The sequence below is a fragment of the Promicromonospora sp. NPDC050262 genome (assembly GCF_040655935.1).
Classification (GTDB): domain Bacteria; phylum Actinomycetota; class Actinomycetes; order Actinomycetales; family Cellulomonadaceae; genus Promicromonospora.
Genome location: NZ_JBFAKX010000005.1, coordinates 181,959 through 206,850, shown reverse-complemented (window position 1 = coordinate 206,850; position 24,892 = coordinate 181,959). Strand labels below are relative to the sequence as shown.

Below are 24,892 nucleotides of genomic sequence, written 5' to 3'. Positions count from 1 at the left end.
CGACCACTGAGCAGCCGCTCACCAGGCGGGCGGCGACCGTGACGCCTGAAGTCACGGTCGTCGCCCGCCTGGTGAGCGGCTGCTCAGCGCCTCCTCTCGGCAGCGGTCGGTGACAGCGCTGACATCTCTTCGGCGGAGTCCCTTGACTCGGGCCCGCCAGGGGTGAATCGTGTGCGTCAGTTGGCCCGGCGGCGTTGCCGGGTTCGCACGACGCAAGGGAGCTTCATGCGCACGGCACGATTCCTCATCGCACCCGTCACTGCAGCGGCACTCGCCCTCTCGCTCGGTGCCTGCGGCTCCGGCGGAGGCGGCTCGGACTCCTCCACGATCAAGGTGGCCTACCAGAAGTTCGGCAACTTCACGCAGGCCGACGAGCTGTTCAAGGACGTCAAGGCCGACTACGAGAAGGCCAACCCCGGCATCACCGTCGAGCTGGTGCCCATCGAGGCGCAGCAGAACGACTACTTCACCAAGCTCGCCCTGATGAACCGGTCGCCCAGCACCGCGCCGGACGTCATGTACGAGGACACGTACATGATCAAGTCCGACGTCGAGGCCGGGTACCTGGCGCCGCTGGACGACTACCTGGCCGAGTGGGACGAGTGGGACCAGTTCGTCGACAGCGCCAAGGAGGCGGGCGCGGGCGACGACGGCAAGACCTACGGCGTCTCCATGGGCACCGACACGCGCGGTCTCTGGTTCAACAAGGACGTGCTCGCCAAGGCGGGCCTGCCCGAGGACTGGGCGCCGAAGTCGTGGGACGAGCTGCTGGAGGCGGCCCGGGCCATCAAGGAGTCCGACCCCGACGTGGTCCCGTTCAACATGTACTCCGGCAAGCCCCAGGGCGAGGCCGCGGTGATGCAGGGCTTCGAGATGCTGCTGTACGGCACCGGCGACACCCTCTACGAGGACGGCAAGTGGGTGCTCGGCTCCCAGGGCTTCGTCGACAGCCTCGACTTCATCACCACCGTGTTCACCGAGGGGCTCGCGCCGACGCCGCAGCAGGCGCTCGACACCAACATCGGCAACACCGTGCAGGCCGAGTGGCTGCCCGAGGGCAAGGTCGGCATCGCGCTCGACGGCTCGTGGGTGGCGGGCAACTGGCTCGAGTCCGGCGTCGCGCCGTGGCCCGAGTGGTCCGAGAAGATGGGCACCGCCCCGATGCCCACCCAGGACGGCGCCGACCCGGGCGCCGTGAGCATGTCGGGCGGCTGGACCCTCGCGATGGGCTCCGGCTCCAAGAACCCGGACGCCGCGTTCGAGTTCATCTCGATGGCGCTGAACCGCGAAAACTCCCTCTGGTTCGATGTCGCGAACAGCCAGATCGCGGTGCGGACGGACGTCGCCGAGGACCCGGAGTACACCGCGACGAACCCGACCACCGAGTTCTTCACCGGCCTCGTCGACGTGACCAACTTCCGGCCCGCGACGTCGGACTACCCGAAGGTCTCCAACGAGATCATGGTCGCGATGGAGGCCGTGATGACCGGCCAGCAGACACCGGAGGAGGCGGCGGCTGCGTACGACGAAGCGGTGACGGGCATCGTCGGCGAAGAGAACACGGTCCAGGGCTGACCTGATGGCCGTCTCGTCCCGCGGCGTGGCGCGGGTGGTTCCGCTCGCGCCCGCCGTCGTCCTGCTCGCGCTCTTCATGCTCGGCCCCGTGATCTGGTCGTTCTACGGCTCGTTCACGAACACCGCGCTCACCGGGCCCACCGCCCTGAACCCGGAGTGGATCGGGTTCGACAACTACGTGGCGCTGATCGGCGACCCCGACTTCCCCAAGTCGCTGTGGCTCACCGTCGTGTTCGTGTTCCTCTCCGCCGTGGTGGGGCAGAACGTCATGGGCATCGCCCTGGCCGGCCTGCTCCGCTCGGCGGTCAAGCCGGTGCGCTCGATCGCCTCGACGGTCGTCGTGGCCGCGTGGGTGCTGCCCGAGATCGTCGCGGCGTTCGCCGCGTACGCGTTCTTCCACTCCGAGGGCACGCTCAACACGCTGCTCGGCGGCATCGGGATCACGGGGCCGGACTGGCTCTACTCCACCCCGATGCTCGCGGTGATCCTCGCCAACATCTGGCGCGGCACGGCCTTCTCGATGATGGTCTACTCGGCCGCGCTCGCGGAGGTACCGCCCGAGCTCACCGAGGCCGCCCAGCTCGACGGCGCCAACGGGCTGCAGCGGCTCGCCTGGGTGACTCTCCCGGTCATCAGGCGGAGCATCTCGACCAACCTGATGCTCACCACGCTGCAGACCCTGTCCGTGTTCACGCTCATCTACGTGATGACGGGCGGCGGACCCGGCACCGACAGCTCGACCCTGCCGATCCTGGCCTACCAGGAGGCGTTCAAGTTCGCGCAGGTCGGCTACGGCACGGCCATCGCGACCGTGATGATCATCGTGGGCGGGATCTTCTCCGTGATCTACATCCGCGCGCTCCGACCGGAGGTGGACTGATGACGGACACGATGACGAGGCCCGCCGCGCCGGCCCGGAGCGGCCTCGGCACGCTGGCCGCGCCCCGCGGCACGGCGACCAAGGTGGCCGCCAACGTGGTGCTGCTGGTGATCGCCCTGTGCTTCGTGCTCCCGATGGCGTGGGTGGTGGTCGCGTCGTTCGACGCCCAGGCCACGCTCTCCTTCGGGCTGCCCGACGCCGTGACCACCGCGAACTTCGCGGCGATCATGACGCCGGAGCTCACCTGGCTGCCGCTGTGGAACGCGTTCGTGCTGTCCGCGGGGTCGGGGGCCATCACGGTGGTGGTCGCGGTGCTCGCGGCCTACCCCTTGTCGCGGTACCGCATGCGATTCGGCAAGTACTTCCTGTACTCGGTGCTGTTCGGCACCTGCCTGCCGATCACGGCGATCATGGTCCCCGTGTACGCGCTGTTCGTGCAGCTCAACCTGCTCGACTCGCTGCCGGGAACCATCTTCTTCATGGCGGCGACGTCGCTGCCCATGGCGATCTGGATGACCAAGAACTTCATGGACTCGGTGCCGATCTCGCTGGAGGAGGCGGCGTGGACCGAGGGGGCGTCCGCGATGCAGGCGCTGCGCCGCGTGGTGCTGCCGCTCATGCGGCCGGGCATCGCGGTGGTGTTCATCTTCGTGTTCGTGCAGGCGTGGGGGAACTTCTTCGTCCCGTTCGTGCTGCTGCTCTCCCCGGAGAAGCAGCCGGCGGCCGTGAGCATCTTCGCGTTCTTCGGCCAGTACGGGTCGGTCGCCTACGGACAGCTCGCCGCGTACTCGCTGCTGTACGCCGCGCCAGTGCTCGGCCTGTACGTGCTGGTCACCCGCATCTCGGGCTCGGCCTTCGCCTTGGCGGGCGCGGTCAAGGGCTGACGGGACGGCCGCCGCCCGGTCAGCGGAAGACGACCGTGCGGCGGCCGTCCAGCAGCACCCGGCGCTCCGCGTGCCAGCGGACGGCGCGGGCCAGGGTGCGGCGCTCGACGTCCTCGCCGATGCCCACCAGGTCCTCGACCGTGCGGGAGTGGTCCACGCGCTCGACGTCCTGCTCGATGATCGGGCCCTCGTCGAGGTCGCCGGTCACGTAGTGCGACGTGGCGCCGATGATCTTGACGCCGCGGTCGTGCGCCTGCCGGTACGGCCCCGCGCCCTTGAACGACGGCAGGAACGAGTGGTGGATGTTGATGACCTGCCCGCTGAGGTCGCGGCACAGCTCGTCGGACAGGATCTGCATGTACCGGGCCAGCACCACGAGCTCGGCGTCGGTCTCCTTGACCAGGCCGCGCAGCGTGGCCTCCGCCTCGGCCTTGGTGTCCTTGGTGACGGGCACGTGGTGGAACGGCTTGCCGTAGAACGCGGCGATGTCCTCCAGGTCGCGGTGGTTGCCCACCACGCCGACCACGTCGATCGGCATGCGCTGCGACCGCTCCCGGTACAGCAGGTCCACGAGGCAGTGCGCGGCCTTGGAGACCATGACGAGCGTGCGGATCCGCCGGCCCACGACGTCGAGCGTCCACGTCATCTGGAACCGGCCCGCCACCTGCGTCATCGCGGCGGTGAGCTCGTCGCGCGACGCCGTCGACTCGACCTGTACGCGCATGAAGAAGAGGCCCGACGCCGGGTCGCCGAACTGCTGCGACTCCGTGATGTTGCCGCCGTGCTCCGCGAGCATCCCGGCCACCGCGTGCACGATTCCCGGCTGGTCCGGGCAGGACAGGGTCAGGATCCAGTGGGTGGCAGCGGTCGCGTCGTTCACGCGGTCAGGCTAACCCGGCGCGGCGACCGGCGGGATGTCGTCCCGTGAGAGCTCGCGGCGCATCACCCAGCGCCGTCGGCCGCCGCTCACGCCGCCGGTCTCGGCCGCCCGCTCGAAGCCCGCCGCCTCGAACATGCGCACCGTGCCGACGTACCCGCTGATCACGTCGACCCGCTCCGCGCCGGCGTCGACCGGGTACCCCTCGACCACCTCGGCGCCGTGGGCCCGGGCGTGCTCGACGGCCCCGGCCAGGAGGTGGTGCATCAGCCCACGTCTCCGGAACCCCGCGCGGACCACGAAGCACACCGCCACCCAGGCGTCGCGGTCGTCGACGAACGGGATGGTGCGCGTGTTCATGAGCCGCCGGTACGTGGAGCGGGGCGCGACCGAGCACCAGCCCGCGACGACGTCGTCCACGTACACCAGGACGCCGGGGCCGGGCTCGGTGGCGCACTGGTCCCGCATGTAACCGGGGCGGTCCTCCTGCGCGACGCGGCTGTCCCGGTAGGCCATGCACCAGCAGCCCTTGCCGCCCGGCTTCTTGACGCCGACCACCTCGTAGAAGTCGTCGTACCGCCCGAGGGCGGGCCGCACCTCGATGTGCTCCATGCCCCCGAACCTACGCCGGGTCACCGACACGCCCGACCGGACCGTGGTCGCCGTCGACCGGGGCGTGTCACCTCTGCCACCATGGACCCATGAGCAACTCCACCACGACGATCGCCCTGGTCGAGGACGACCATGCGGGCGAGCTCCTCACGCTGCGCCGTGCCGCGTTCGTCACCGAGGCCCAGCTGTACGACGACCCGAACATCCCCCCGCTGACCCAGACGCTCGCCGAGCTGCGCGAGGACCTGGCGCGGGACGACGTGGTGACGATCGGCGCGTGGGAGGGCCACCGGATGATCGGCTCGGTGCGCGTCGAGATCGAGGGCGAGAAGGCGACCCTCGGCCGCCTCGCCGTGGCCCCGGACAAGCAGGCCCGCGGCATCGGCACCGAGATGCTGTTCGCCGTGCTCCCTTACCTGCCGGAGCAGACCACGGAGATCTGGGTCTTCACCGGCAAGGACTCCAAGCAGAACCTCGCGCTGTACACCAAGCACGGGTACGAGGAGCAGTACGACAAGTCCGCGGGCGACCTGACCTACACCTACCTGCGCCGTGTGCTCGGCGCCGCGGGCACGCAGCCCGTGCCGCAGGAGAAGTAGGTCAGAAGCCCCACGCGTGGAAGGACTCGATCTCCATCCACGCGTCGAACCGCGGGTTCTCGCGGTTCGGGTAGGGCTTGCCGCCGTAGTGGACGGAGAGCCGGTCGATGCCGGCCAGGCCCTCGTCGGGCGTGATAGTCACGCGGCCCTGGAGGCTCACGTGCCGGTACCAGTTCTCGGAGTCCAGCACCGTGAGGGACACGCGCGGGTCCATCCGCAGGTGGTCCAGGCGCTTGCGCGTGCCGTCGAGGTTCAGCAGCACCCGGCCGTCCTCGTACAGGTACCAGGTGGCCACCGACACGGGCGCGCCGTCGGGCCGGACGGTCGCCATGACCGCGTGGTTCGGGCGTTCGAGGACCTTCGCGATGTGCTCGGGGACCGGGGGCTTGGCCACTTCGTGCTCCTTCGACGTCGGGTGTTCGCCGCAGCCAATCAGGTATCGCGGCCCAGGCCAAGCGCGTCCAGGGACCGGAGCAGCACGTCGCGGCGTCCGTGGCCGTGGTCGGCGCCGTCCAGCGACCGGCCCACGGCGCGGAGCCCGGCCGCCGTGACCGGTTCCGGCGGGAACGGGGCCGGGACCTGCCGCAGGGTGCGGAGCGCGGAGCGCTCGGTCTCCGCGGCGCCGTCGAGCACGTCGAACCGGTCCAGCGCCACCTCCGCCGCGAAGTGCGTCGCGACGACGCCGAGTCCGGCGAACCCCGCCACGTGCTGCACGCGGCCGCCTGCGGCCTGACCGAGGAACGGGCCGCAACCGGTGGTGACGCCGGCCGCGCCGGCCCAGCGGTGCGTGAGGCGGACGCCCTCGAGCTGGGGGAACGTCGTCAGCAGGTGCTCGGCGAGACGCCGGGAGGCCTCCGGCCGGTTCTCGTACGCGCGGCGCACGCGGCCGCCGTAGTGGTAGACGGCGTCGTGCCCGCCGAACACGATCCGGTCGTCGGCCGTGAGCCGGTAGCGGTGGGCCCGGTGGGCCAGGTCCCGCAGCCCCTGCCGGCCGCGCCAGCCGATGGCGCCCAGCAGCTCGGCGGACAGCGGCTCCGTCGCTATCGCGTAGTCGTACACCGGCACGGTGTGCCGGCGGTAGCGCCGCAGCAGGGCCGGGAACGCGCCCGTCCCGAGCACCACGCGGTCCGCCCGCACGGCGGCCTCGCCCGCGGGCGAGGTGGTGCGCAGGACGACGTCGCCGTGCGCGCCCCGGCCCGGCGGCACCAGCCGGGTCACCCGCGTGTGCTCGAAGATCTCGACGCCGAGCGCGCTCGCCGCCCGCGCCAGCTCGGCGGCCAGCCGCGCGGGGTGCGTGAGCGCGACGGCGTCGGGGCGGACCAGGCCGGCCTCGTAGGTGGGGCTGGCGATCTCGGCGCGCACCTTGGCCCGGTCGAGCAGGGTGTGCGGTGCGCCGGCCCGGGCGGCGGCGCCCGCTGCGTCCTGCAGCCAGTCGATCTGGTGGGGCTCCACGGCCAGGTCGACCACGCCGGTGCGCTCCCACGGGCAGTCCAGGCCCAGCTCGGCCACGGCGGAGCCGACGGCCGCCAGGTGCTCCTGGCCGAGCCGGGTCAGCGCGGCGCGCTCGTCGGCGTCGGGCCGTCCGCCGTGCGTGAGGCGTGCCCCGCAGAACCCGGGGCCGCGGCCCGACGCGGCCCAGCCGACGGACCTGCCCTCGATCAGCACCACGCGCGCGCCGGGATGGCGCTGCCTGGCCCGCAGCGCCGCCCACAGCCCGGCGTACCCGGCGCCGACCACGGCGACGTCGGCCCGCACCCGGGCCGACAGGGCAGGGTAGGCCGCGGGCTCACCCAGGTCGTCCTGCCAGAACACCGCTTGACGTGTCCTGGCCAGGGCATGGTCGACGACAGACCTGGCCGGAACGTTACGCTCGAAGACAGTCTGCCGCCGGTGCCCCATGTCGCAAATCTAGCCAATGCCCGATGAATGCTGGTTTCGGCTGGGTGAGCACTGGATGACGCCGCCGGTCAGAGCTCAGCCGGCGAGGCAGACCGTCTCGAAGCTGCGGGCTGCGTCGTACCCGAGCTCGAGCTTGTCCTGGGTGCCCTCGGGGCACTCCATCCCGCTGACGATGAGCGCCGTGACCTTGCGCGCGCCGTCCGACGAGCAGGCGAGCTCGCCGCCGTTGCCGTCCACGCAGTCGCCGCTCACGAGCTGTCCGCCGCCCTTGCCCGGGTCCCCGGGGTGGTCGTCGGCCAGGTTGCGCGCGCACACCGCCTGCGTCTCGCCGCCGGCCTGGCCGTCCTTCTGGAAGACGACGTCGGTGCCGGCCGGGCAGTGCAGCTGCGCCAGCGACACCGCGTCCTGGATCTCGAGGATCGAGACCGTGGCGTCGGGGTCGTCGCACAGCAGGGGGCGGTAGGTGTCGGCCCCTGCTGTGGCCGAGGGCGACGGGTCGGGTCCGGCACAGGCGTCGACCGCCCACGCGGCGGCGGCGTCGTCCGTGCCGTCGGGCCCGAAGAAGTGCACGCCCACGGCGACGATCACGCCGGCGGCGACGAGGAAGGCGACGACGGACCAGATCCAGTCCCGCCGACCTCCGCCCTTGCGCCGGCCTTTCTTGCCGTCGGCCACGCCGCCCCCGCCGGACGGCACGTCCGGGCCGGGCGGCTGGGTCCGGCCGGGCGGCAGCGGGGTCGCGCCGGTCCGGGCCGGGAACTGACCGGTCCGCGGCTGGAACTGGCTGGAGCGCTGGACGGGCTGGAACTGGCTGGAGCGCTGGACCGGCTCGAACTGGCCGGAGCGGCGGCGCGGGTCTGGCTGGTGCTCCGGAACGCCTGCGTCCGGTGACACGGGGGAGGGCATGGCCGCACAGTAGCGACGTCGGGGTGAATCGCAAAAGGGTCTCAGGTACTTTCGCTGCAATCCCGCGGTTCCTGGCCGGTGGCCGGACGCCTGGCGGGTGCACGGTGGGCGCGTGGTGGCCGCGCGGGACGGGCTCCGGCCGCCGCTGCTACGATCTTCGGGTCGCGACTGGCGTCAGGTGGATCACCACCGGGGAGCGACGAGTCATGCCGACGACGGGTCGTTCGCCTGGGCCCTGGGTCACCTTGTGAGAGGTGCACGCCCGGTCCAGTCGTGTCGCGGCGCGTGTGCCCTCCACCGCCGTCCGACCATTCCCCGTCCCGCATGAATCGAGGAGCCATGAGCGCATCGACCCCCGACCCGCTCGCCACCCCGCTCGCCGAGCTCGACCCCGAGATCGCCGCCGTCCTGACCGGTGAGCTGGCCCGCCAGCGCGACACGCTCGAGATGATCGCGTCCGAGAACTTCGTGCCGCGCGCCGTCCTGGAGGCCCAGGGCTCGGTCCTGACCAACAAGTACGCCGAGGGCTACCCGGGGCGCCGCTACTACGGCGGCTGCGAGCAGGTGGACATCGCCGAGAACCTGGCGATCGCCCGTGCCAAGGACCTGTTCGGCGCCGAGCACGCCAACGTCCAGCCGCACTCCGGTGCCCAGGCCAACGCCGCGGTGCTGCACGCCCTGATCAACGCGGGCGACAAGATCCTCGGCCTCGAGCTGGCCCACGGCGGCCACCTCACGCACGGCATGCGGATCAACTTCAGCGGCAAGCTGTACGACGTCGGCGCCTACGGCGTGGACCCGCAGTCCTACCGCATCGAGATGGACGAGGTGCGCAAGAAGGCGCTGGAGCACCGCCCCGACGTCATCATCGCCGGCTGGTCCGCGTACCCGCGTCACCTCGACTTCGCCGCGTTCCGCGAGGTCGCGGACGAGGTCGGCGCCAAGCTCTGGGTCGACATGGCGCACTTCGCCGGTCTCGTCGCGGCGGGTCTGCACCCGTCCCCGGTGCCGTACGCCGACGTCGTCTCCTCGACCGTGCACAAGACGATCGGCGGGCCGCGCTCCGGCTTCATCCTCTCCAAGGAGGAGTACGCCAAGAAGATCGACTCCGCGGTGTTCCCGGGCCAGCAGGGCGGCCCGCTCATGCACGTGATCGCCGCCAAGGCCGTCTCGTTCAAGGTCGCCGCGACCGAGTCCTTCAAGGACCGCCAGGAGCGCACGCTGCGGGGTGCGTCGATCATCGCCGAGCGCCTCTCGCAGCCCGACGTCGCCGCGGCCGGAGCGTCCGTGCTCACCGGCGGCACCGACGTGCACCTGGTGCTCGTGGACCTGCGCAACTCCCAGCTCGACGGGCAGCAGGCCGAGGACCTCCTGCACGACGCCGGGATCACCGTGAACCGCAACGCCGTCCCGTTCGACCCGCGCCCCCCGCGCGTCACCTCGGGCCTGCGGATCGGCACGCCGGCGCTCGCCACCCGCGGGTTCGGCGACGCCGAGTTCACCGAGGTCGCCGACATCATCGCGACGGCCCTGAAGGACGGCGCCGCGACCGACGTCGACGCCCTCTCGGCGCGGGTCGAGAAGCTCACCGCCGCGTTCCCGCTCTACCCGGGGCTCTGAGCCGATGACCGCACAGATCCTGGACGGGAAGGCCACGGCCGCCGCGATCAAGGCGGAGCTCAAGGACCGCGTCACGGCACTGCGCGAGCGCGGCGTCGTGCCGGGGCTCGGCACGCTGCTGGTCGGCGAGGACCCCGGCTCGCAGTGGTACGTGGCGGGCAAGCACCGCGACTGCGCCGAGGTCGGCATCGCGTCGATCCGGGAGGACCTCCCGGCCACGGCCACGCAGGAGGAGATCGAGGCCGCGGTACGCCGGCTGAACGAGGACCCGGCCTGCACCGGGTACATCGTCCAGCTCCCGCTGCCCCAGGGCATCGACACCAACCGCGTGCTGGAGCTCGTCGACCCCGACAAGGACGCCGACGGCCTGCACCCCACGAACCTGGGGCGCCTGGTGCTGCGGGTCAACGAGGAGATCACGTCCTCGCTGCCCTGCACGCCGCGCGGCATCATCGAGCTGGTGGAGCGGCACGGCATCAAGCTCGCCGGCAAGGAGATCGTGGTGCTGGGCCGCGGCGTCACCGTGGGCCGCCCGATCGGCCTGCTGCTCACGCGGCGCGCCGTCAACGCGACGGTCACCCTGACGCACACCGGCACGCAGGACCTCGCCGCCCTGGTCCGGCGGGCCGACGTCGTCGTGGCCGCCGCGGGCGTCAAGGGCATCGTGTCCGGTGACATGGTCAAGCCGGGCGCCGTGCTCATCGACGTCGGCGTCTCCCGCGAGATCAACCCGGAGACGGGCAAGTCGCGGGTCGTCGGCGACGTCTCGCCCGAGGCCGCCGAGATCGCGGGCTGGGTGTCGCCCAACCCGGGCGGCGTCGGTCCCATGACGCGGGCGATGCTGCTGGCGAACGTGGTGGAGTCGGCGGAGCGCTCGCTGGCCTGAGCTCGGGTTGACCACAGCGGTTGCTGCCAGGCGGGCCCGCTCACTGGCAGCAACCGCTGTTCTCGGCGACCCGGGCTGCCCGCGGCGATGAGTTGCGGGTTGCCGCGGCGTCTGAAGAGTTGATGCTGGGGCCGAGGACGGCCCCGACCGACTCAGGAGGACATCATGGTGAGTGTGCGGACCCATCTCTGGTTCGGGAACAACAGGGCGGGCGAGGCGGCCGCGTTCTACGCCGAGCACATCCCGGGCTCGTCGGTCGAGCGGGTGGTCAAGGCGCCGGAGAACGCTCCGGGTGCCGAGGCGGGCACGGACTTCGTCGTGGAGTTCACGGTGGCGGGCCAGCCTGTGATCGGGCTGAACGCCGGACCGCACTTCACGCTCGACGAGGCGTTCTCGTTCTACCTGTCCGTCGAGGGGCAGGACGAGGTCGACCACTACTGGGACGTGCTGACCGCCGACGGCGGCGAACCCGGTGCCTGCGGCTGGTGCAAGGACAAGTTCGGGGTGTCGTGGCAGGTGATCCCCAAGGAGCTCGAACGGCTCAGCGGCTCGTACGCGACGCCGGCCGAGATCGCCACGATGAACGCGATGCTGACGATGGGCAAGATCGACGTCGCCGCGCTGCAGGCCGCGCACGACGCCGCGTAGGAGGCTCAGCGCGGCCGGCGTCGCACGACCAGGGCCTGCTGCTCGGGGAACCTCCAGTCGTAACGCACGGCGAGCAGCCGCACCAGAGCGGTGAGCACCACGGCGGCGACGGCGGCCCAGAGCGCGGGGACCCCGAGCGCCACGAGCGCCACGAGCAGTGCGGCGCCGCTCGCGGCAGCGACCGCGTAGAGCGACCCGACGTGCAGCAGGGCGACCGGGAGGTTGAGGGTCACGTCGCGGAGCACGGAGCCGCCGACGGCCGCCGCCGCGCCGACGAACACCGCCGGGACGGCAGGCACCCCGAGGGCGAGGGCCTTCGAGGTGCCGATCGCGCCGAACAGGCCGATGACGACGGCGTCCAGCGGGATGATGACGGGGTCGAGGCGGTCGAACAGCCGCCGCAGCGACAGCCCGACCAGGGCCGCGACAGCCGCGACGAGCACGTACCAGGGCCCGTAGATCACCACGGGCGGCTCGCCGAGCAGGATGTCGCGCAGCAGGCTGCCGCCGAGCGCCACCCCGATGCCGACGAGCACCGTGCCCAGCACGTCGATGCGGCGGTCGGTGAACGCGCCGGCGAACAGCGCGCCCTGGAGCGCGCCCAGTGCCACCGCCGCGAGCTCGGCCCAGAGCGGGATGCCGAAGGGGATGATCGTGTCCATGCGGGTGCTCGTTCTCCGTGCTCGCCGCGCACCGCATGGTGCGCGGCGGAACGGGTTCAGCGGGCGGTGGTCCGCGCGGCCTCGAGGATCACGTCCGTCACGGACTCCGGCTGGGAGACCGTCACGGCGTGCGAGGCGTCGACCTCGACGAGCGTGGCGCCCGCGCGCTCGGCCATGAAGCGCGAGAGCTCCGCGGGGACGGCGAGGTCCTTCGTCGCCGAGAGCACCCACGACGGGATCGACTTCCAGGCGGCGGTACTGGCCGGCGCCTCGAAGGCGGCGAGCCCGAGCGGACGCTGCGTGGCGGCCATGTGCTCCGCCGTGGTCGCGTCGACGTCACCCGCGAACAGCTCGTGGAACTGCGCGGGGTCGATGTAGAGCTCCGTGGCCGTCGTGCCCTCGGGCGTGGTGTACGGGAACGGCTGCGCCGCGCCGCCGAGCCTGGCCCCGGGGAACTTCTCGACGAGGTCGACCAGGCTCTCACCGGGCTCCGCGAGGAAGCTTGCGACGTAGACCAGGGCGGTCACGTTCGGGTTGCCCTCGGCCGCGTGGCTCATCACGTGCCCGCCGTAGGAGTGGCCGGCGATGACGACGGGTCCGTCGATCGTCGCGAGCACGTCACGCAGGTACTGCGCGTCCTGCTCCAGCTCGCGGAGCGGGTTGGCGACCGTGATCACGCGGTGGCCGGCCTGGCGAAGTGCCGTGATCGAGCCGTTCCAGCTCGACGAGTCGGCGTAGGCGCCGTGGACCAGGACGATGGTCTGCTTCGTGGCGGTGGTGTTCATGATGCCCTCTCTCTGGGATCGGTCCTGCTTGGTCGAAGACCTGGTGTCTTCGTTCCCCCCGCGTAACGCATCCGGCATCCAATATATTGCATGCCGGATGGCCGAGCAAGAGTTCGCCGATGAGCAGACGCCGGCGGGGCGCGTGATCCGCCTCTGTCAGAGGTGGCCGTTAGGCTCTCCCGGTGCCCCTGATCGTCGCCACCGCCAATGTCAACGGGATCCGTGCCGCCGTCCGCCGCGGCATCGAGTCCTGGATCGCCACCCGCACGCCGGACGTCCTGCTGCTGCAGGAGGTGCGGGCGCCCGACAAGCTGGTCCGTGAGGTGCTCGACGGCTGGCACGTCGCGCACGCGGAGAGCGAGGTCAAGGGCCGCGCCGGGGTGCTCGTCGCGTCCCGGCTGCCGCTCGGCGACGTCCGCACGGGGCTCGCGACCCACGGGCCCGACGGCGCCGCGGAGACCGGCGCCGACACCGGCCGCTGGGTCGAGGCCGACGTGCGCCTGCCCGACGGCGGCACGCTCACGGCCGTCTCCGCCTACCTGCACTCCGGGTCCACCAACCCGGGCCAGGAGCACACGATGGTGGCCAAGTACGCCTACCTGGAGAAGGTGACGGCGCGGCTCGCCGAGCTCTCCGCGGCGCAGGTCCCGGCGGTCGTGGCGGGCGACCTCAACATCGCCCACCAGAACGTGGACATCAAGAACTGGAAGGGCAACCAGAAAAGCGCCGGCTTCCTCCCCGAGGAGCGAGCGTACGTGACCCGCTGGCTCGATGAGCACCGGTGGACGGACCTGGGCCGCTCCCACGCGGGTGACGGCCCCGGCCCGTACACGTGGTGGTCGTGGCGCGGCGCGGCGTTCGACAACGACTCCGGCTGGCGCATCGACTACCAGCTCGCCAACCCGGCCCTCGCGGGCGCCTGCCGCAAGGTCGAGGTCGACCGGGCGCCCACCTACGCCGAGCGCTGGAGCGACCACGCCCCGGTCGTGGCGACCTACGAGCTCTAGTAGCGGATCGCGTCGATCACCTTGACCCGCACCGCGTAGATCGCCGGGATCAGGCCGGCCAGCGCCCCGATCCCGACGGCGCACGCCATGCCGACCAGGGCGGCGTCGAACGGGAAGCCCGGCAGGTCGTCGAGCGGCCGGCCGAAGATGCGGTCGATCGGGATGTTCTTGATCACGGCCACCGCGATCACCACGCCGACCACACCCGCCACGGTGGTGGCGACCACCGACTCCATGAGCACGCCGAAGAACACCCGCCCGCTGGTGGCCCCGAAGGACCGCCGGATGCCGATCTCCCGGATGCGGTAGCGCACGGTGACCAGCGCGATGTTGAGCAGCCCGAGCCCGCCCAGGAGCAGCGCGAACCCGCCGACCCCGAGCACCAGGTACTGCAGCACGCGGTCGACCACCAGCGCGTCCGCCATCGGCTTCTGCACGTCGAACGGGACGCCCGCCGCCGCCAGGTCGCGGGGCAGCACCTCGGCGAACCGGTCGGCGAGCTCCGGCGGGACCCAGAACCGGTAGCTGTCGGCCATCACCCGGTCGGGGAACCAGCGCACCGCCTGGTCGAACAGCATCAGGGCGCGCGGTCCCTCGTCGTTCCACTGCACGGGCACCACGCCGATCACGGTGGCGGCCACGGGCGACTCGCCCTCGAGCACCACCTTCGGGTGCGTGGTCACGGGGGCGCCGTCGGCGTAGGCGTCCAGGAAGGCTTGGTTCACCACGAGCACGGGGGCCAGCCGCTCGGCGTCGGACTCGGTGAACCAGCGGCCCGCCTCGAGGTCCTGACGGGTGATGATCCCGCTGTCGACGTCGACGGCCGACCACTCGACGTAGGTCCCGCTCTCCCCGCCGCGTACCGCGAGGTCGGTGGTCGCGCGCACGGAGTGGTACGAGATCTTGTGCCGCTCGGCCACGGCGTCGACGATCGCGTCCACCTCGGCCGGCGTCGTCCCGGCCTCGGCCGGACCCATCGACCAGGCCTCCAGCGTGGTGTCGCGGCCCGACATGCGCTCGTTCTGCTCCTGCATGGCCTGGCCGAACATCGTCACGGCGGCCGTGATACCGGTGATCGCGGTGACGGCGCAGGCGACGCCGACCAGCGCGAGCAGCACGCGGACCCGGTGGATCCGCAGCTCGTCCCAGGCCTCGACGATCGCGCCCACGACGCCGGTCATGCGGGAATCCCAGCAGACTCGGACTCGGACTCGGACATCGGCGTTGACTCGGCCACGGCCGCGGGAGCGTCGAGGTGGATGGGCACCAGCACGCCGTCGGCCAGCCGGAACTGGCGGTCGGCGCGCGCCGCGATCGCCAGGTCGTGCGTGATGGTCACCAGGGCAGCCCCGGTCTCGCTCGCGGCGTCGTCCAGGAGGGTCATGATCGCCTGCCCGGTCTCGACGTCGAGCGCGCCCGTGGGCTCGTCGGCGAGGATGACGCGCGGCCCGCGCACGAGCGCGCGGGCGATGGCGACCCGCTGCTGCTCGCCGCCCGAGAGCTTCTCGGGCCGGGTGTCGAGGCGTGCGCCCAGCCCGACGCGTTCGAGGGACCGCGTGGCGAGCCTGGTGCGGTTCCAGAACTGCTTGCCGCGCGCGTACAGCAGGGGCGCGGCGACGTTCTCGAGCGCCGTCCGGCCCTGCAGCAGGTTGAACTGCTGGAACACGAAGCCGAAGTCGTCGCCCCGGCGGCGGGCCAGGGCCCGGCTCCGCAGCCGGCCGACGGGCTCGCCCTCCAGGAGGTACTCGCCGGAGGTGGGTGAGTCGAGCAGGCCCAGGATGTTCAGCAGCGTGGACTTGCCGGTGCCAGAGCGGCCGACGATCGCCACGTGCTCACCGGGGCCGACCGTCAGGTCCACCCCGCGGAGGATCTCCAGCGTGCTCCCGTCCGGGAGCTCCACGTGCCGGGTGACGCCCTGCAGGTCGACGAGCGGGGTTGCGGTCATCCGAAGCACTCCTCCTCGAACGCCTGCGTGGTCTCCATGTCGCCCTCCATCGCCGCCTGGTCGTAGGCGGCCATGTCCTCGCAGTCGACACCGCCCTCCGTGCCGTCGTCGACGGGCGTGAACTCCAGGATCTGCTCGCCGGCCTTCAGGCCCTTGGTGACCTCGACCTGCAGCCCGTCGGTCAGCCCCAGGGTCACGTCGCGGGGCTCGGGCTCCGCGCCCTCCTCCTTGACGGTCCACACCCGGCCGGTCTGGGAGGTGCCGAGCACCGCGCTGACCGGCACCACGACGACGTCCTTGGCGTTGCCGTTGGTGATCTCGATCTCGGCGCCCAGGCCGGAGAACGCCGTGACCTTGGGCGGGATGGAGCAGTGGACGGCGCCGGTGGCCGCCTCGGGCGCGCCCGCCGCCTCCTCGCCGCCCGCCGCGGCCGCGCCGCCGGGCGCCTCGCCGATCGTCAGCCCGGTGCACGTGAACGGCGCCGGCCCACCCTTGAGCGTCACCTGCGCGGAGCCCTTGGCGCCGACCAGCCGGTACTGCTGGTCGGCGGTCAGCGTGCCGGAGACCGAGAGGGTCCCGGGCGAGATCGTGCCGATGACCTCGCCCACGGCCACCGCCTGGTCCTTGAGCGTCGTGACGTCCACGGTGCCGGACACGGGCGCGAGGGCCGAGGTCCAGGTGACCTTGGGCTCCTGCTCGGTGACGGTCTCCTCGCCGGTCTCGTCGTCGACCTCGACCACGGGCTCGACGGGCTCCTCGCTCTTGATCCACAGGACGCGGGTGCCCTTGTCGACCTTGGCGTCGTCGACCTGGATCTCGGCGATGACGCCGTTCGCGGTGGCCTTGATCTCGACCGGCGGGTCGGTGACCACGGACGCCGGCACCGTGACCGCGTTGGTGACGGAGCCCTTCTCGACGGGGATCACCGCCTCGGTGATCTCGCCCGTGGGCTGCAGCGCGTCCGGCGGGTCGAGCTCGGCGCCCTTGAGCGCCAGGACCACGAGCGCGGCGGCGATCACGGCCCAGATGATGATCCGGGCGGTGGGGAAGACGTACTGGCGGACAGCACCCATGGGGGCTCCTCGCGGCGGGGACGGTGAGAGGGCAGCCCGCTGGACACTAGTGCAGGTACCGGCCGGAAGGGGATGAAAGTACGGGGTGAAGCCAAGCCTTTGCGGACGAGGGCCCCGCACCTGACGGTGCGGGGCCCTGGCGGTGCGGCCGTGCTCAGCCGGCGGGGGCCGACGGCGGTGCCAGCAGGAACGCGGGGGCCGTCAGTCCGGCGTCGGCGAACGCGTCCGCGACCGCCTGGGCGACCGTGTCGACGTCGGACAGGCGGACCAGCGCGATGGCGCTGCCGCCGAACCCGCCGCCCGTCATGCGCGCGCCGAGCGCGCCGGCGGCCATGGCGGAGTCGACGACGAGGTCGAGCTCGCGGCAGGAGACCTCGTAGTCGTCCCGCAGCGAGACGTGCGAGGCGACCATGAACGGGCCGACGTCGGTCGCGCGGCCCTCGCGCACCAGGTCGGCGAACCGCGCGGTGCGGTCGATCTCCGAGACGACGTGGCGCACGCGGCGGCGCAGCACGCCGTCGGGGTCGTGGGGCTCGAGCTCGGCCAGCGCGCGGTCGATGCCCATGCCGCCGAGCGTCGGCGCGATCTCGCGCAGCGACTCCAGGCCCAGCAGCTCCGCGGCCTGCTCGCACGAGGCGCGGCGGGCGCCGTACTCGCCGGAGACGTGCGAGTGCTCGGCCTTGGTGTCGACGACCAGGAGCGTGAGCCCGGCGGTGTCGAGGTCGAACGGTACGGGCACGCCCGACTCCAGCGGCGTCAGGCCCGGCCGGAAGTCGAGCAGCAGGGCGTAGCCCTCGCGGCAGCGCAGCGACGCCGACTGGTCGAGCCCGCCCGTGGGAGCGCCGGCGATCTCGTTCTCGGCGCGGCGGGTGGCGTCGACCAGCTCGGCGCGCCCGGCGTCGGACGCCGTGAGGCCGAGGCCCGCCACGGCGTCGAGGGCCACCGCGACGGCGGCCTCCAGGGCCGCCGAGGAGCTCAGGCCGGCGCCGAACGGCACGCACGAGTCGACGGCGGCGTCGAAGCCGCCGACCTTGTGCCCGGCCTCCGCCAGGGCCCAGGCGACGCCGGCGACGTAGGCGCCCCAGCCCTGCACCGCGCCGGGCGCGACGTCGGACAGGCGAGCCTCCCAGACGCCCTCGGCCTGCGCCGACACCAGCCGGACCAGGTCGTCCTCGCGCGGCCGCAGCGCGATGTAGGTGCGGTGCGGCAGCGCCGTCGGCAGGCAGAGACCGGCGTTGTAGTCGGTGTGCTCGCCGATGAGGTTGACCCGCCCGGGGGCGGACCAGACGCCCTCGGGGGAGCCGTCGAACGAACGGGTGAAGAGCTCGTCGACCCGGTGCGCGCCGTCCTCAGCGGTCCAGGCCTCGAGCCAGTTGATGGTGGTCACGTACCTGATTATTGCCCGTTGAGCGCGCCGGGCCGACCGCCGGTCAGGCAGCGAGACCGGCGCGCTCGCCATCGGGACGCCGTGTCAGGCGCCCTGGCGCAGCACCCGGACCGCCCCGGCGGGCACGTCCGCGTCGCCCGCGACCTCCTGCCCGGTGAGCAGATCGGTGGCGGGCGCCTCCAGGGGCAGCTTCACGTCGCCGTCGGTGTGGTTGATCGCCACGGTGAAGGTGGCGGCGTCGCCGTGGCGGCGCACCACCTCCAGCCCGTCCACGGTGCCCGACTGCGCCAGGCCCGCGCCCGCGTAGACGTCGGTCATGACCGTGGCCAGCGTGTCGACGTCGAGGGCGGTGGACACGTACCAGCCCGTGCCCGCGCCGTGCCGGTGCCGGGTGATCGCCGCGCCGCCCGGCTTGGGGCCGTCGACGTAGGTGCCCACCGGCTCGGCGCCGTCGAGGACCAGGTCGTCGGCCCAGACCGTGCCGTTGAGGTCGGTGGTGCCGGTGCTCGCGGCCCCGGCTCCCGCCGCCCCCGCCCGGTACGCGACCGTGAGCGAGTCGTCCGCGCGCAGCGGCAGGAACTCCTCCACCCACACGCCGAGCGCGTCGCGCAGCGGGGCCATGAAGCCGCCCGGGTGCACGGCGTCGTGCTCGTCGACGATGCCGCTGAAGTAGCTCACCAGCAGCGAGCCGCCACCCTCCACGTAGGCGGTGAGGTTCGCGGCGTCCTCTGCCCTGAGCAGGTACGACGCCGGGGCGACGACCAGCTTGTACCCCGACAGGTCCTGCCCCGGACGGACCAGGTCGACCGTGTGGCCGTCCCGCCAGAGCCGGTCGTAGTAGGCGTCCACGCGCTCGCGGTGACGCGCGCCCTCGCTGGGCCGGAACTCCAGGTCCTGCGCCCAGAACGACTCGTAGTCCCAGACCAGGGCCACGTCGGCCCGCACCGTCGAGCCGCGCAGCTCGGTCAGCCTGCCGAGGTTCGCCCCGAGCTCGGTCACCTCCCGCCACACCCGCGAGCCCGTGCCGGCGTGCGGCAGCATCGCGGAGTGGAACTTCTCCGCGCCGGATCGGGAGGCGCGCCACTGGAAGAACATGATCGCGTCAGCGCCGCGGCCCAGGTGCGCGAACGAGTTGCGGGCCAGCTCCCCGGGCCGCTTGGCGACGTTGCGCGGCTGCCAGTTCACGGCCGACGTCGAGTGCTCCAGCAGGAGCCACGGCTTGCCGCCCGCGACCGACCGCGTGAGGTCAGCCGCCAGCGAGAGCCCCACGTAGCCGCGCGGGTCGGCCGCCCGGAGGTAGTGGTCGTTGGAGACGAGGTCGACCTCCTTGCCCCACGCGAACAGGTCGGTAGCCGGGCAGCTCGCGGCCATGAAGTTGGTGGTCACCGGGGCGGAGGAGTGCTCGCGGACGGCGTCACGCTCCGCGATGAAGCAGGCGCGCAGGGCGGCGTCGGAGAACCGCGCGAAGTCGAGCTGCTGCGCGGGGTTCACCGCCTCGGGGGCGGCCGCCGGTACCTGGACGTGCTCCCAGTCGGCGTAGTGCTGGCCCCAGAAGGCGGTGCCCCAGGCGGCGTTGAGCGCGTCGAGCGAGCCGTACCGCTCGCGCAGCCACACGCGGAACGCGCGCTGGGCGTGGACCGAGTAGTCCAGGGCCACGGGCGCGCCGTACTCGTTGTGCACGTGCCAGCCGGCCAGGGCCGGGTGGGTGCCGTACCGCTCCGCCAGGGCCGTGGTGATGCGCAGCGCGGCCTCCCGGTAGGCAGGAGCGGTCGGCGCCATGAGCCCGCGGCCGCCCGGGCCCATCGGCGTGCCGTCCCGGTCGACCACCCGGGCGTCCGGGTGGGCCGCGTACAGCCAGGCGGGCGGGGCCGCCGTCGGCGTGGCGAGCAGGATCCGTACACCGCCGTCGTGCAGCAGCCCGATGATGCGGTCCAGCCAGCCGAAGTCGAACTCGCCCGGGCGCGGCTCCAGCAGCGCCCAGCTGAAGATGCCGAGGCTGACCAGGTTCACCCCTGCCTCGTTCATGAGCCGCACGTCCTCGGCCCAGACCTCCTCGGGCCACTGCTCGGGGTTGTAGTCGCCGCCGTAGCCGATCCGCTCGACGTCGGTCAGCCAGCCGTCGAAGCGCGGTCCGGGGGCGAAGCTGGAGGTCTCAGGCATGAGGATCCTTTCAGGGGTGTATCTGGTGGAACTCGGTCAACGGCCGGGCAGCACGTGAACCGTCGCCGTGACCGGACCGTACTCCGTCGTCCCGGCGACGGTGAACGTGCCCGGGGCGGCGGTCGCGTCGTCGGGCACGGCCTGCCAGACGACGGCGGTGCGCGCCGTCCGGCGGTCGCCCGGCGACAGCACGTCCACGGTGCGGGGCAGCCGCACGTCGTCGTCCACCCGGGTGACCACGCGGACGTCGTCCTGCAGCACGTGCGTGACGTCGCTCTCGCGGAAGACGTCGAGCGACGCGTTGGCCTCGGGGAACCAGCCCGAGCCGGTCTCGACCCAGGTGAACATGGGCTGCCAGTTCGCGGGCTCCCACACCAGCACGCCCTGGACCCGGTTGCCGGGCACGTCGTTGGCGACCTGGAAGACGCGCTGGATCGCGTCGGCCTGGCCCTGGACGGTCACGGGGAACGGCGAGTTGGGCAGCGGCGTCGGGTCGCCGGGCGGCCAGCTCTCCGCCGGGTAGGCCGTCTCGGCGACGTCGAGCGCGTACCGCGGGAACGCGTCGGCGATGGTGTGCAGGTTGTGCTCCAGCTCCTCGGGGCTGCCGTGCCACTCCGGGTAGTAGGACAGGGCCAGCACGTCCGGGGCGGCGTCGGCGGCCTCGAGCCGGGTCAGGAGCTGGGTCCAGAACTCCATGGTCTTGTCGAGCCGGCCGGTGTCGACGATCGCGTGGATCTCGACCTCGGACTCCGGGGACGACTCGCGCACCGCCTCGATGCCGGACGCCATCAGCGTGGCGAACCGGTCCCACTGCTCGGTGTAGAGCCGCTGCTCGGCGGGGTCGTCGCTGCGCCAGTAGTCCCACAGCAGGCCGCCGCCGGGCTGGGACTGGTAGACGTCGGCCTCGTCGGTGAAGTACTGCGGGGCGGTGGTGCCGATGATCCGCGCCTCGCTGCCGTACAGGAACCCGTTGATCACCTCGTTGCCCACCGCGACCTTGGCCGGGGTGGTGCCCTGCTCCTTGAGGCGGGTCAGGTAGTCCGCGGTGAAGTCGTGGACCTGAGCGGTCAGCTCGTCGAACGGCAGCTCGGCCCAGGCCCGCGGCTTGGGCTGCTTGCTCGGGTCGGCCCAGCTGTCGGCGTAGTGGAAGTCGATGCCGAGGCTCATGTCGCGGTCGACGATCTCGCGGGCGACCGTGAGCGACCGCTCCGGCCCCTGGTAGGCCGGGTCCGTCTCGACGCCGGTGGTCTCGTCGCGCGGGTCGTTCCAGATGCGCAGGCGCAGGTGCTCCATGCCGCGGTCCTGGACGACGTCGAGCAGGTGCGGGCCGGGGTCCGGCTCGCCCGCCAGGGCCGCCTCCGCGTCGAGGTAGTACGGCTGGTCGCGTTCCTGGTCGGCGTAGGACAGGTCGGCGCCGAGCCTCAGGTCGTCGCGCAGATAGTTGTAGGCGTGGATCTCGGCGACGCCGGGTGCTCGGCCGGCGTCCGTGAACCGGACGCGCACGTAGCGGGTGCCGTCGCGGTCGACCAGGGCGGTGACCCCGGCCGCTCCGCTGCGGCCGTCGCGGTGGTCGGCGACGGTGGTCCATCGTCTGTGGTCGGCCGAGGTCTCGACGACGTAGCGGGCGGGTGTCGCCTCCGCGAGCACGACCTCGATCTTGTGCAGACCGTCGTAGGCGCCGCCCAGGTCGAGGGTGAGGGCCTGGTCCTTCTTGCCCTTCCGGGTGCTGGCCGACGGCGTCCACGCGGTGCTCTCGTCCCCGTCGACCGCGCGGCCTGCCGCCGCATCGTTGCTGGTGGCGTGGGTCGTGACCCAGTCCTTGCCGGCCAGGTCGGTCTCGACGGGCTCGATCACGGCCTCGCCGTAGCCCGCCGCCGGCGGTCCGACGGCGAGGCCCGCCGTCGTCAGCGCGACGGCGAGGGCGGCGCTGCCCGCGAGGGCGCGCCGCCGGTGTGTGCTCTGCGTCATGAGGACTTCCTTGTCCAGGTCGGGAACGGTCCCGGTCGGATCGTTCGTCCGGAGTACCCGGAGACAACGGTAGGTCCTCGGCGCGCGGGTGGGAATACGCTTGCCTGGGCGATCCGCTCAGGGCCGGACGGCGGCCAGCACCTCCTGCTCCTCGGCACGGGTCAGACCCGTGACCTTGGCGTCCGGCGTGGCCTGGAGCCAGACGAGGGTGTCCCGCGCGGTCTGGTCGATCGGCCGGATCGTCAGGCCTGCAGCCAGCGAGGACGTGACGTCGTGCGTCATGAACCCGCCGTCGACCAGGTCGCCCGCCCAGAACGGGATGGACCGCGGCCCCGACCACTGCGCCACCTCGTGCTCGGCGAGGACCTCCGGGGCGACGGCGACCAGCTCCGGGTCCGCTCCTGTGCCCTCGGCCACCTGCGCGAGCAGCTCGGCGCGGGGCAGCGGCGGGCAGACGGCGTCGAAGTCGCCGGTGGTGCCCTGTTCCGCGGCCGTGACGATCCACTCGGCGAGGTCGCGGACGTCGACGAGCTGGACCGGGTCGTCCACGGGCTCGGGGACCAGTACCGGCAGGCCGTCCTGGGCGGCCTGGGCGAACCGGGCCGGCCAGTAGGTGAACCGGCCGCTCGGGTCGCCTGGCCCGACGATCAGGCCTGGCCGGATCACGAGGGCCGCCGCCGTGCCCGTGCGGACGATGTTCTCGCAGGCCACCTTCATGGCGCCGTACAGCTCGGGGCCGGCGCTCGGGTCCTCGTCGGTCTCGACCGGGTCGAGCAGGGGCAGCGTGGCCGGCGTGCCGCCGACCGTGGCGGTGTCGGCGTAGACGTTGACGGTCGAGACGAAGGTCCAGTGGGCGTCCGGGAAGGCCGCCACGGCGCCGCGCACGTGCGACGGGATCCGGGAGACGTCGACGACGGCGTCGAACTCCGTGTCCGTCAGCTCGGCGGGTACCGCCTCGGCGCGGTCCCAGCGCACCAGCGTGGCGCCGTCCGGCACCGTGCCGCTCACGCCGCGCGCCGCGCACACGACGTCGTGGCCGTGGGCCAGGGCGGCCTCCGCCACCGCACGGGACAGGAAGACAGTTCCGCCGAGCACCAGGATTCGCATAGTGCCCACCGAACCGCATCGGGGGCGGCGGGGCACGCGGATCTGCTGCTGGCGAATCTTCGACGGGTGTACGACCGACCGCGCTCCCTGGCGCATCCCCTTCGAAGCCTAAGTTTCTTCGCTTTGAGCCGCCCCAAAGCGAAGAAAACTTGGGCCTCGAAGGAGGAGCCGGCCGAGGCGAGCGGCCCGCCCGGTGTTCACCCGGGGGCGGGCCCCTCCGAGGTGTTCGTGCGGAGGCTCGCCTACGGCCGACGCCGCTGAGTCACGCCGGGTTGATCCCCAGCTGCATCCCCGCCAGCCCCCGCTTGCGGGTGGCCAGCGCGGAGGCGACCTCGCGCAGCACCTTCGCCCCGGGCGAGTCCGGCGCCGTCAGGACCACGGGGGTGCCGCTGTCCCCGCCCTCGCGGACGGCGACGTCGAGCGGCACCTGCCCGAGCAGCGGCACCTCCTTGCCGATCACCTGGGTGAGCCGCGCCGAGACCTGCTCGCCGCCGCCCTCGCCGAAGATCGGCAGGCGGGTGCCGTCGGGCTGCTCCAGCCACGACATGTTCTCGACCACGCCCACCACGCCCTGCGACGTCTGGGTCGCCACCGACCCGGCGCGCTCGGCCACCTCCGCGGCCGCGGCCTGCGGCGTGGTGACCACGAGGATCTCGGACGACGGCAGCAGCTGCGCCACGGAGATGGCGATGTCGCCCGTGCCGGGGGGCAGGTCGAGCAGCAGCACGTCGAGGTCGCCCCAGAACACGTCCGCAAGGAACTGCTCCAGCGCGCGGTGCAGCATCGGGCCGCGCCAGACCACCGGCTGGCCCTGCGGCACGAACATGCCGATCGAGACCACCTTGACCCCGTGGGCGATGGGCGGCAGCAGCATGTTGTCGACCCGGGTCGGCTGCCGGTCCACGCCGAGCATCCGGGGGATCGAGAAGCCGTAGATGTCGGCGTCGATCACGCCGACCGACAGGCCGTCGGCGGCCAGGGCCACCGCGAGGTTCGCCGTGACGGACGACTTGCCGACGCCGCCCTTGCCCGACGCCACCGCGAACACCTTGGTCATCGAGCCCGGCTGCGAGAACGGGATGACGGGGTCGCCCACACCGCCGCGCAGCATCGAGCGCAGCGAGGACCGCTGCTCGGGCGTCATCACGCCCAGCTCGACGTCGACGCCGGACACGCCCTCGACCGCCGTCGCGGCCGCCGTCACGTCCTTGACCAGCGTCGACTTCATCGGACAGCCCGCGACGGTGAGATCCACGCCGACGGCGACGTGCCCGCCCGCGGAGACGTCGACCGACCGGACCATGCCCAGGTCGGTGATGGGGCGCCGGATCTCGGGGTCGAGCACGCCGGTCAGTGCGTCGCGGACACGAGCCTCGAGCGCGGGGGAGTCGACTGCGGTCATGAATCGATCT

23 protein-coding genes and 1 riboswitch are annotated in these 24,892 nt (G+C 72.5%); of the genes, 8 read left to right on the top strand and 15 right to left on the bottom strand.

Annotated features, from left to right (window positions below; genetic code table 11):
- Nucleotides 1–225 precede the first annotated feature (225 nt).
- The 3 genes from AB0I29_RS10290 to AB0I29_RS10280 are packed head-to-tail and all read left to right on the top strand — an operon-like array spanning nt 226 to nt 3,339.
- Nucleotides 226–1,575 (top strand): extracellular solute-binding protein, encoded by a 1,350-nt coding sequence (locus AB0I29_RS10290; protein WP_285103180.1) that lies wholly within the window; start codon nt 226–228, stop codon nt 1,573–1,575.
- A 4-nt stretch (nt 1,576–1,579) separates the two neighbouring features.
- Nucleotides 1,580–2,455: a sugar ABC transporter permease gene (locus AB0I29_RS10285; protein WP_285103182.1), complete on the top strand. Its 876-nt coding sequence runs from the start codon at nt 1,580–1,582 to the stop codon at nt 2,453–2,455.
- The gene (locus AB0I29_RS10280) at nt 2,455–3,339 is read left to right on the top strand and encodes a carbohydrate ABC transporter permease (protein ID WP_285103184.1); all 885 of its coding nucleotides are present in this window, start codon (nt 2,455–2,457) and stop codon (nt 3,337–3,339) included. The genes AB0I29_RS10285 and AB0I29_RS10280 overlap by 1 nt, the downstream gene beginning before the upstream one ends.
- A gap of 19 nt (nt 3,340–3,358) precedes the next feature.
- Here the strand turns inward: AB0I29_RS10280 and purU are convergent, their stop codons facing one another.
- Nucleotides 3,359–4,219: a formyltetrahydrofolate deformylase gene (purU, locus tag AB0I29_RS10275; protein WP_285103185.1), complete on the bottom strand. Its 861-nt coding sequence runs from the start codon at nt 4,217–4,219 to the stop codon at nt 3,359–3,361.
- Between the two features lie 9 nt (nt 4,220–4,228).
- On the bottom strand, nt 4,229–4,828 hold the full coding sequence (locus tag AB0I29_RS10270; RefSeq protein ID WP_285103186.1) for a GNAT family N-acetyltransferase: 600 nt from the start codon (nt 4,826–4,828) through the stop codon (nt 4,229–4,231).
- 89 nt (nt 4,829–4,917) lie between these two features.
- On the opposite strand from AB0I29_RS10270, the gene AB0I29_RS10265 reads away from it, so the two are divergent.
- Nucleotides 4,918–5,427 carry a GNAT family N-acetyltransferase gene (locus AB0I29_RS10265; RefSeq protein WP_357481180.1) on the top strand — a complete coding sequence of 170 codons (510 nt, stop codon included), beginning with the start codon at nt 4,918–4,920 and terminating at the stop codon, nt 5,425–5,427.
- 1 nt (nt 5,428) lies between these two features.
- On the opposite strand, the gene AB0I29_RS10260 is transcribed toward AB0I29_RS10265, so the two are convergent.
- From AB0I29_RS10260 to AB0I29_RS10250, 3 genes are all read right to left on the bottom strand, one after another.
- Nucleotides 5,429–5,821: a PPOX class F420-dependent oxidoreductase gene (locus tag AB0I29_RS10260; RefSeq protein WP_357481177.1), complete on the bottom strand. Its 393-nt coding sequence runs from the start codon at nt 5,819–5,821 to the stop codon at nt 5,429–5,431.
- 38 nt (nt 5,822–5,859) lie between these two features.
- Nucleotides 5,860–7,239 carry an FAD-dependent oxidoreductase gene (locus AB0I29_RS10255; RefSeq protein ID WP_357481175.1) on the bottom strand — a complete coding sequence of 460 codons (1,380 nt, stop codon included), beginning with the start codon at nt 7,237–7,239 and terminating at the stop codon, nt 5,860–5,862.
- A gap of 162 nt (nt 7,240–7,401) precedes the next feature.
- A complete protein-coding gene (locus AB0I29_RS10250; RefSeq protein WP_357481172.1) occupies nt 7,402–8,232 on the bottom strand; it encodes a hypothetical protein in 831 nt (276 codons plus the stop codon).
- Between the two features lie 154 nt (nt 8,233–8,386).
- A riboswitch (ZMP/ZTP riboswitch) is annotated at nt 8,387–8,473 on the top strand.
- 98 nt (nt 8,474–8,571) lie between these two features.
- Here AB0I29_RS10250 and glyA point away from each other — a divergent pair.
- The 3 genes from glyA (at nt 8,572) to AB0I29_RS10235 (ending at nt 11,386) form a co-directional block, all read left to right on the top strand.
- Entirely contained in the window at nt 8,572–9,852 is a 1,281-nt protein-coding gene (gene glyA, locus AB0I29_RS10245) for a serine hydroxymethyltransferase (RefSeq protein ID WP_285103193.1), read from the top strand.
- 4 nt (nt 9,853–9,856) lie between these two features.
- A complete protein-coding gene (locus AB0I29_RS10240) occupies nt 9,857–10,738 on the top strand; it encodes a bifunctional methylenetetrahydrofolate dehydrogenase/methenyltetrahydrofolate cyclohydrolase (protein ID WP_285103195.1) in 882 nt (293 codons plus the stop codon).
- Nucleotides 10,739–10,903: 165 nt separating this feature from the next.
- The gene (locus AB0I29_RS10235; protein WP_285103197.1) at nt 10,904–11,386 is read left to right on the top strand and encodes a VOC family protein; all 483 of its coding nucleotides are present in this window, start codon (nt 10,904–10,906) and stop codon (nt 11,384–11,386) included.
- A gap of 5 nt (nt 11,387–11,391) precedes the next feature.
- Here the strand turns inward: AB0I29_RS10235 and AB0I29_RS10230 are convergent, their stop codons facing one another.
- Entirely contained in the window at nt 11,392–12,048 is a 657-nt protein-coding gene (locus tag AB0I29_RS10230) for a TRIC cation channel family protein (protein WP_357481167.1), read from the bottom strand.
- 56 nt (nt 12,049–12,104) lie between these two features.
- Nucleotides 12,105–12,833, bottom strand: coding sequence for an alpha/beta hydrolase (locus tag AB0I29_RS10225; RefSeq protein ID WP_357481164.1), 729 nt, complete (start codon nt 12,831–12,833; stop codon nt 12,105–12,107).
- A 182-nt stretch (nt 12,834–13,015) separates the two neighbouring features.
- Here AB0I29_RS10225 and AB0I29_RS10220 point away from each other — a divergent pair, with 182 nt between their 5' ends.
- Nucleotides 13,016–13,840 carry an exodeoxyribonuclease III gene (locus AB0I29_RS10220; RefSeq protein ID WP_285103203.1) on the top strand — a complete coding sequence of 275 codons (825 nt, stop codon included), beginning with the start codon at nt 13,016–13,018 and terminating at the stop codon, nt 13,838–13,840.
- Here the strand turns inward: AB0I29_RS10220 and AB0I29_RS10215 are convergent.
- The 8 genes from AB0I29_RS10215 to AB0I29_RS10180 form a co-directional block, all read right to left on the bottom strand.
- On the bottom strand, nt 13,837–15,021 hold the full coding sequence (locus AB0I29_RS10215) for an ABC transporter permease (protein WP_357481160.1): 1,185 nt from the start codon (nt 15,019–15,021) through the stop codon (nt 13,837–13,839). The genes AB0I29_RS10220 and AB0I29_RS10215 overlap by 4 nt on opposite strands.
- Nucleotides 15,018–15,785, bottom strand: a complete 768-nt coding sequence (locus AB0I29_RS10210) for an ABC transporter ATP-binding protein (protein ID WP_357481157.1) — start codon at nt 15,783–15,785, stop codon at nt 15,018–15,020. Before AB0I29_RS10210 ends, AB0I29_RS10215 begins: the two co-directional genes overlap by 4 nt.
- A complete protein-coding gene (locus AB0I29_RS10205) occupies nt 15,782–16,858 on the bottom strand; it encodes a secretion protein HlyD (protein ID WP_357481154.1) in 1,077 nt (358 codons plus the stop codon). Before AB0I29_RS10205 ends, AB0I29_RS10210 begins: the two co-directional genes overlap by 4 nt.
- Nucleotides 16,859–17,012: 154 nt before the next feature.
- Entirely contained in the window at nt 17,013–18,245 is a 1,233-nt protein-coding gene (galK, locus tag AB0I29_RS10200) for a galactokinase (protein WP_357481151.1), read from the bottom strand.
- Between the two features lie 84 nt (nt 18,246–18,329).
- On the bottom strand, nt 18,330–20,405 hold the full coding sequence (locus AB0I29_RS10195; protein ID WP_357481148.1) for a beta-galactosidase: 2,076 nt from the start codon (nt 20,403–20,405) through the stop codon (nt 18,330–18,332).
- A 36-nt stretch (nt 20,406–20,441) separates the two neighbouring features.
- On the bottom strand, nt 20,442–22,373 hold the full coding sequence (locus AB0I29_RS10190; RefSeq protein ID WP_357481145.1) for a glycosyl hydrolase 53 family protein: 1,932 nt from the start codon (nt 22,371–22,373) through the stop codon (nt 20,442–20,444).
- Nucleotides 22,374–22,490: 117 nt separating this feature from the next.
- Complete coding sequence (locus tag AB0I29_RS10185; RefSeq protein WP_357481142.1) at nt 22,491–23,480, bottom strand: NAD-dependent epimerase/dehydratase family protein; 990 nt, start codon at nt 23,478–23,480, stop codon at nt 22,491–22,493.
- A gap of 262 nt (nt 23,481–23,742) precedes the next feature.
- Nucleotides 23,743–24,882 carry a P-loop NTPase gene (locus AB0I29_RS10180; RefSeq protein ID WP_285103218.1) on the bottom strand — a complete coding sequence of 380 codons (1,140 nt, stop codon included), beginning with the start codon at nt 24,880–24,882 and terminating at the stop codon, nt 23,743–23,745.
- Nucleotides 24,883–24,892: the final 10 nt, after the last annotated feature.

Coding starts and splice junctions, on each gene's coding strand:
- AB0I29_RS10285 (WP_285103182.1), top strand. CDS start 1,580: ATGGCCGTCTCGTCCCGCGGCGTGGCGCGGGTGGTTCCGCTCGCGCCC.
- AB0I29_RS10215 (WP_357481160.1), bottom strand. CDS start 15,021: ATGACCGGCGTCGTGGGCGCGATCGTCGAGGCCTGGGACGAGCTGCGG.
- AB0I29_RS10190 (WP_357481145.1), bottom strand. CDS start 22,373: ATGACGCAGAGCACACACCGGCGGCGCGCCCTCGCGGGCAGCGCCGCC.
- AB0I29_RS10280 (WP_285103184.1), top strand. CDS start 2,455: ATGACGGACACGATGACGAGGCCCGCCGCGCCGGCCCGGAGCGGCCTC.
- AB0I29_RS10205 (WP_357481154.1), bottom strand. CDS start 16,858: ATGGGTGCTGTCCGCCAGTACGTCTTCCCCACCGCCCGGATCATCATC.
- AB0I29_RS10240 (WP_285103195.1), top strand. CDS start 9,857: ATGACCGCACAGATCCTGGACGGGAAGGCCACGGCCGCCGCGATCAAG.
- AB0I29_RS10235 (WP_285103197.1), top strand. CDS start 10,904: ATGGTGAGTGTGCGGACCCATCTCTGGTTCGGGAACAACAGGGCGGGC.
- AB0I29_RS10250 (WP_357481172.1), bottom strand. CDS start 8,232: ATGCCCTCCCCCGTGTCACCGGACGCAGGCGTTCCGGAGCACCAGCCA.
- AB0I29_RS10195 (WP_357481148.1), bottom strand. CDS start 20,405: ATGCCTGAGACCTCCAGCTTCGCCCCCGGACCGCGCTTCGACGGCTGG.
- AB0I29_RS10230 (WP_357481167.1), bottom strand. CDS start 12,048: ATGGACACGATCATCCCCTTCGGCATCCCGCTCTGGGCCGAGCTCGCG.
- AB0I29_RS10210 (WP_357481157.1), bottom strand. CDS start 15,785: ATGACCGCAACCCCGCTCGTCGACCTGCAGGGCGTCACCCGGCACGTG.
- AB0I29_RS10290 (WP_285103180.1), top strand. CDS start 226: ATGCGCACGGCACGATTCCTCATCGCACCCGTCACTGCAGCGGCACTC.
- AB0I29_RS10180 (WP_285103218.1), bottom strand. CDS start 24,882: ATGACCGCAGTCGACTCCCCCGCGCTCGAGGCTCGTGTCCGCGACGCA.
- AB0I29_RS10270 (WP_285103186.1), bottom strand. CDS start 4,828: ATGGAGCACATCGAGGTGCGGCCCGCCCTCGGGCGGTACGACGACTTC.
- glyA (WP_285103193.1), top strand. CDS start 8,572: ATGAGCGCATCGACCCCCGACCCGCTCGCCACCCCGCTCGCCGAGCTC.
- AB0I29_RS10185 (WP_357481142.1), bottom strand. CDS start 23,480: ATGCGAATCCTGGTGCTCGGCGGAACTGTCTTCCTGTCCCGTGCGGTG.
- AB0I29_RS10265 (WP_357481180.1), top strand. CDS start 4,918: ATGAGCAACTCCACCACGACGATCGCCCTGGTCGAGGACGACCATGCG.
- AB0I29_RS10225 (WP_357481164.1), bottom strand. CDS start 12,833: ATGAACACCACCGCCACGAAGCAGACCATCGTCCTGGTCCACGGCGCC.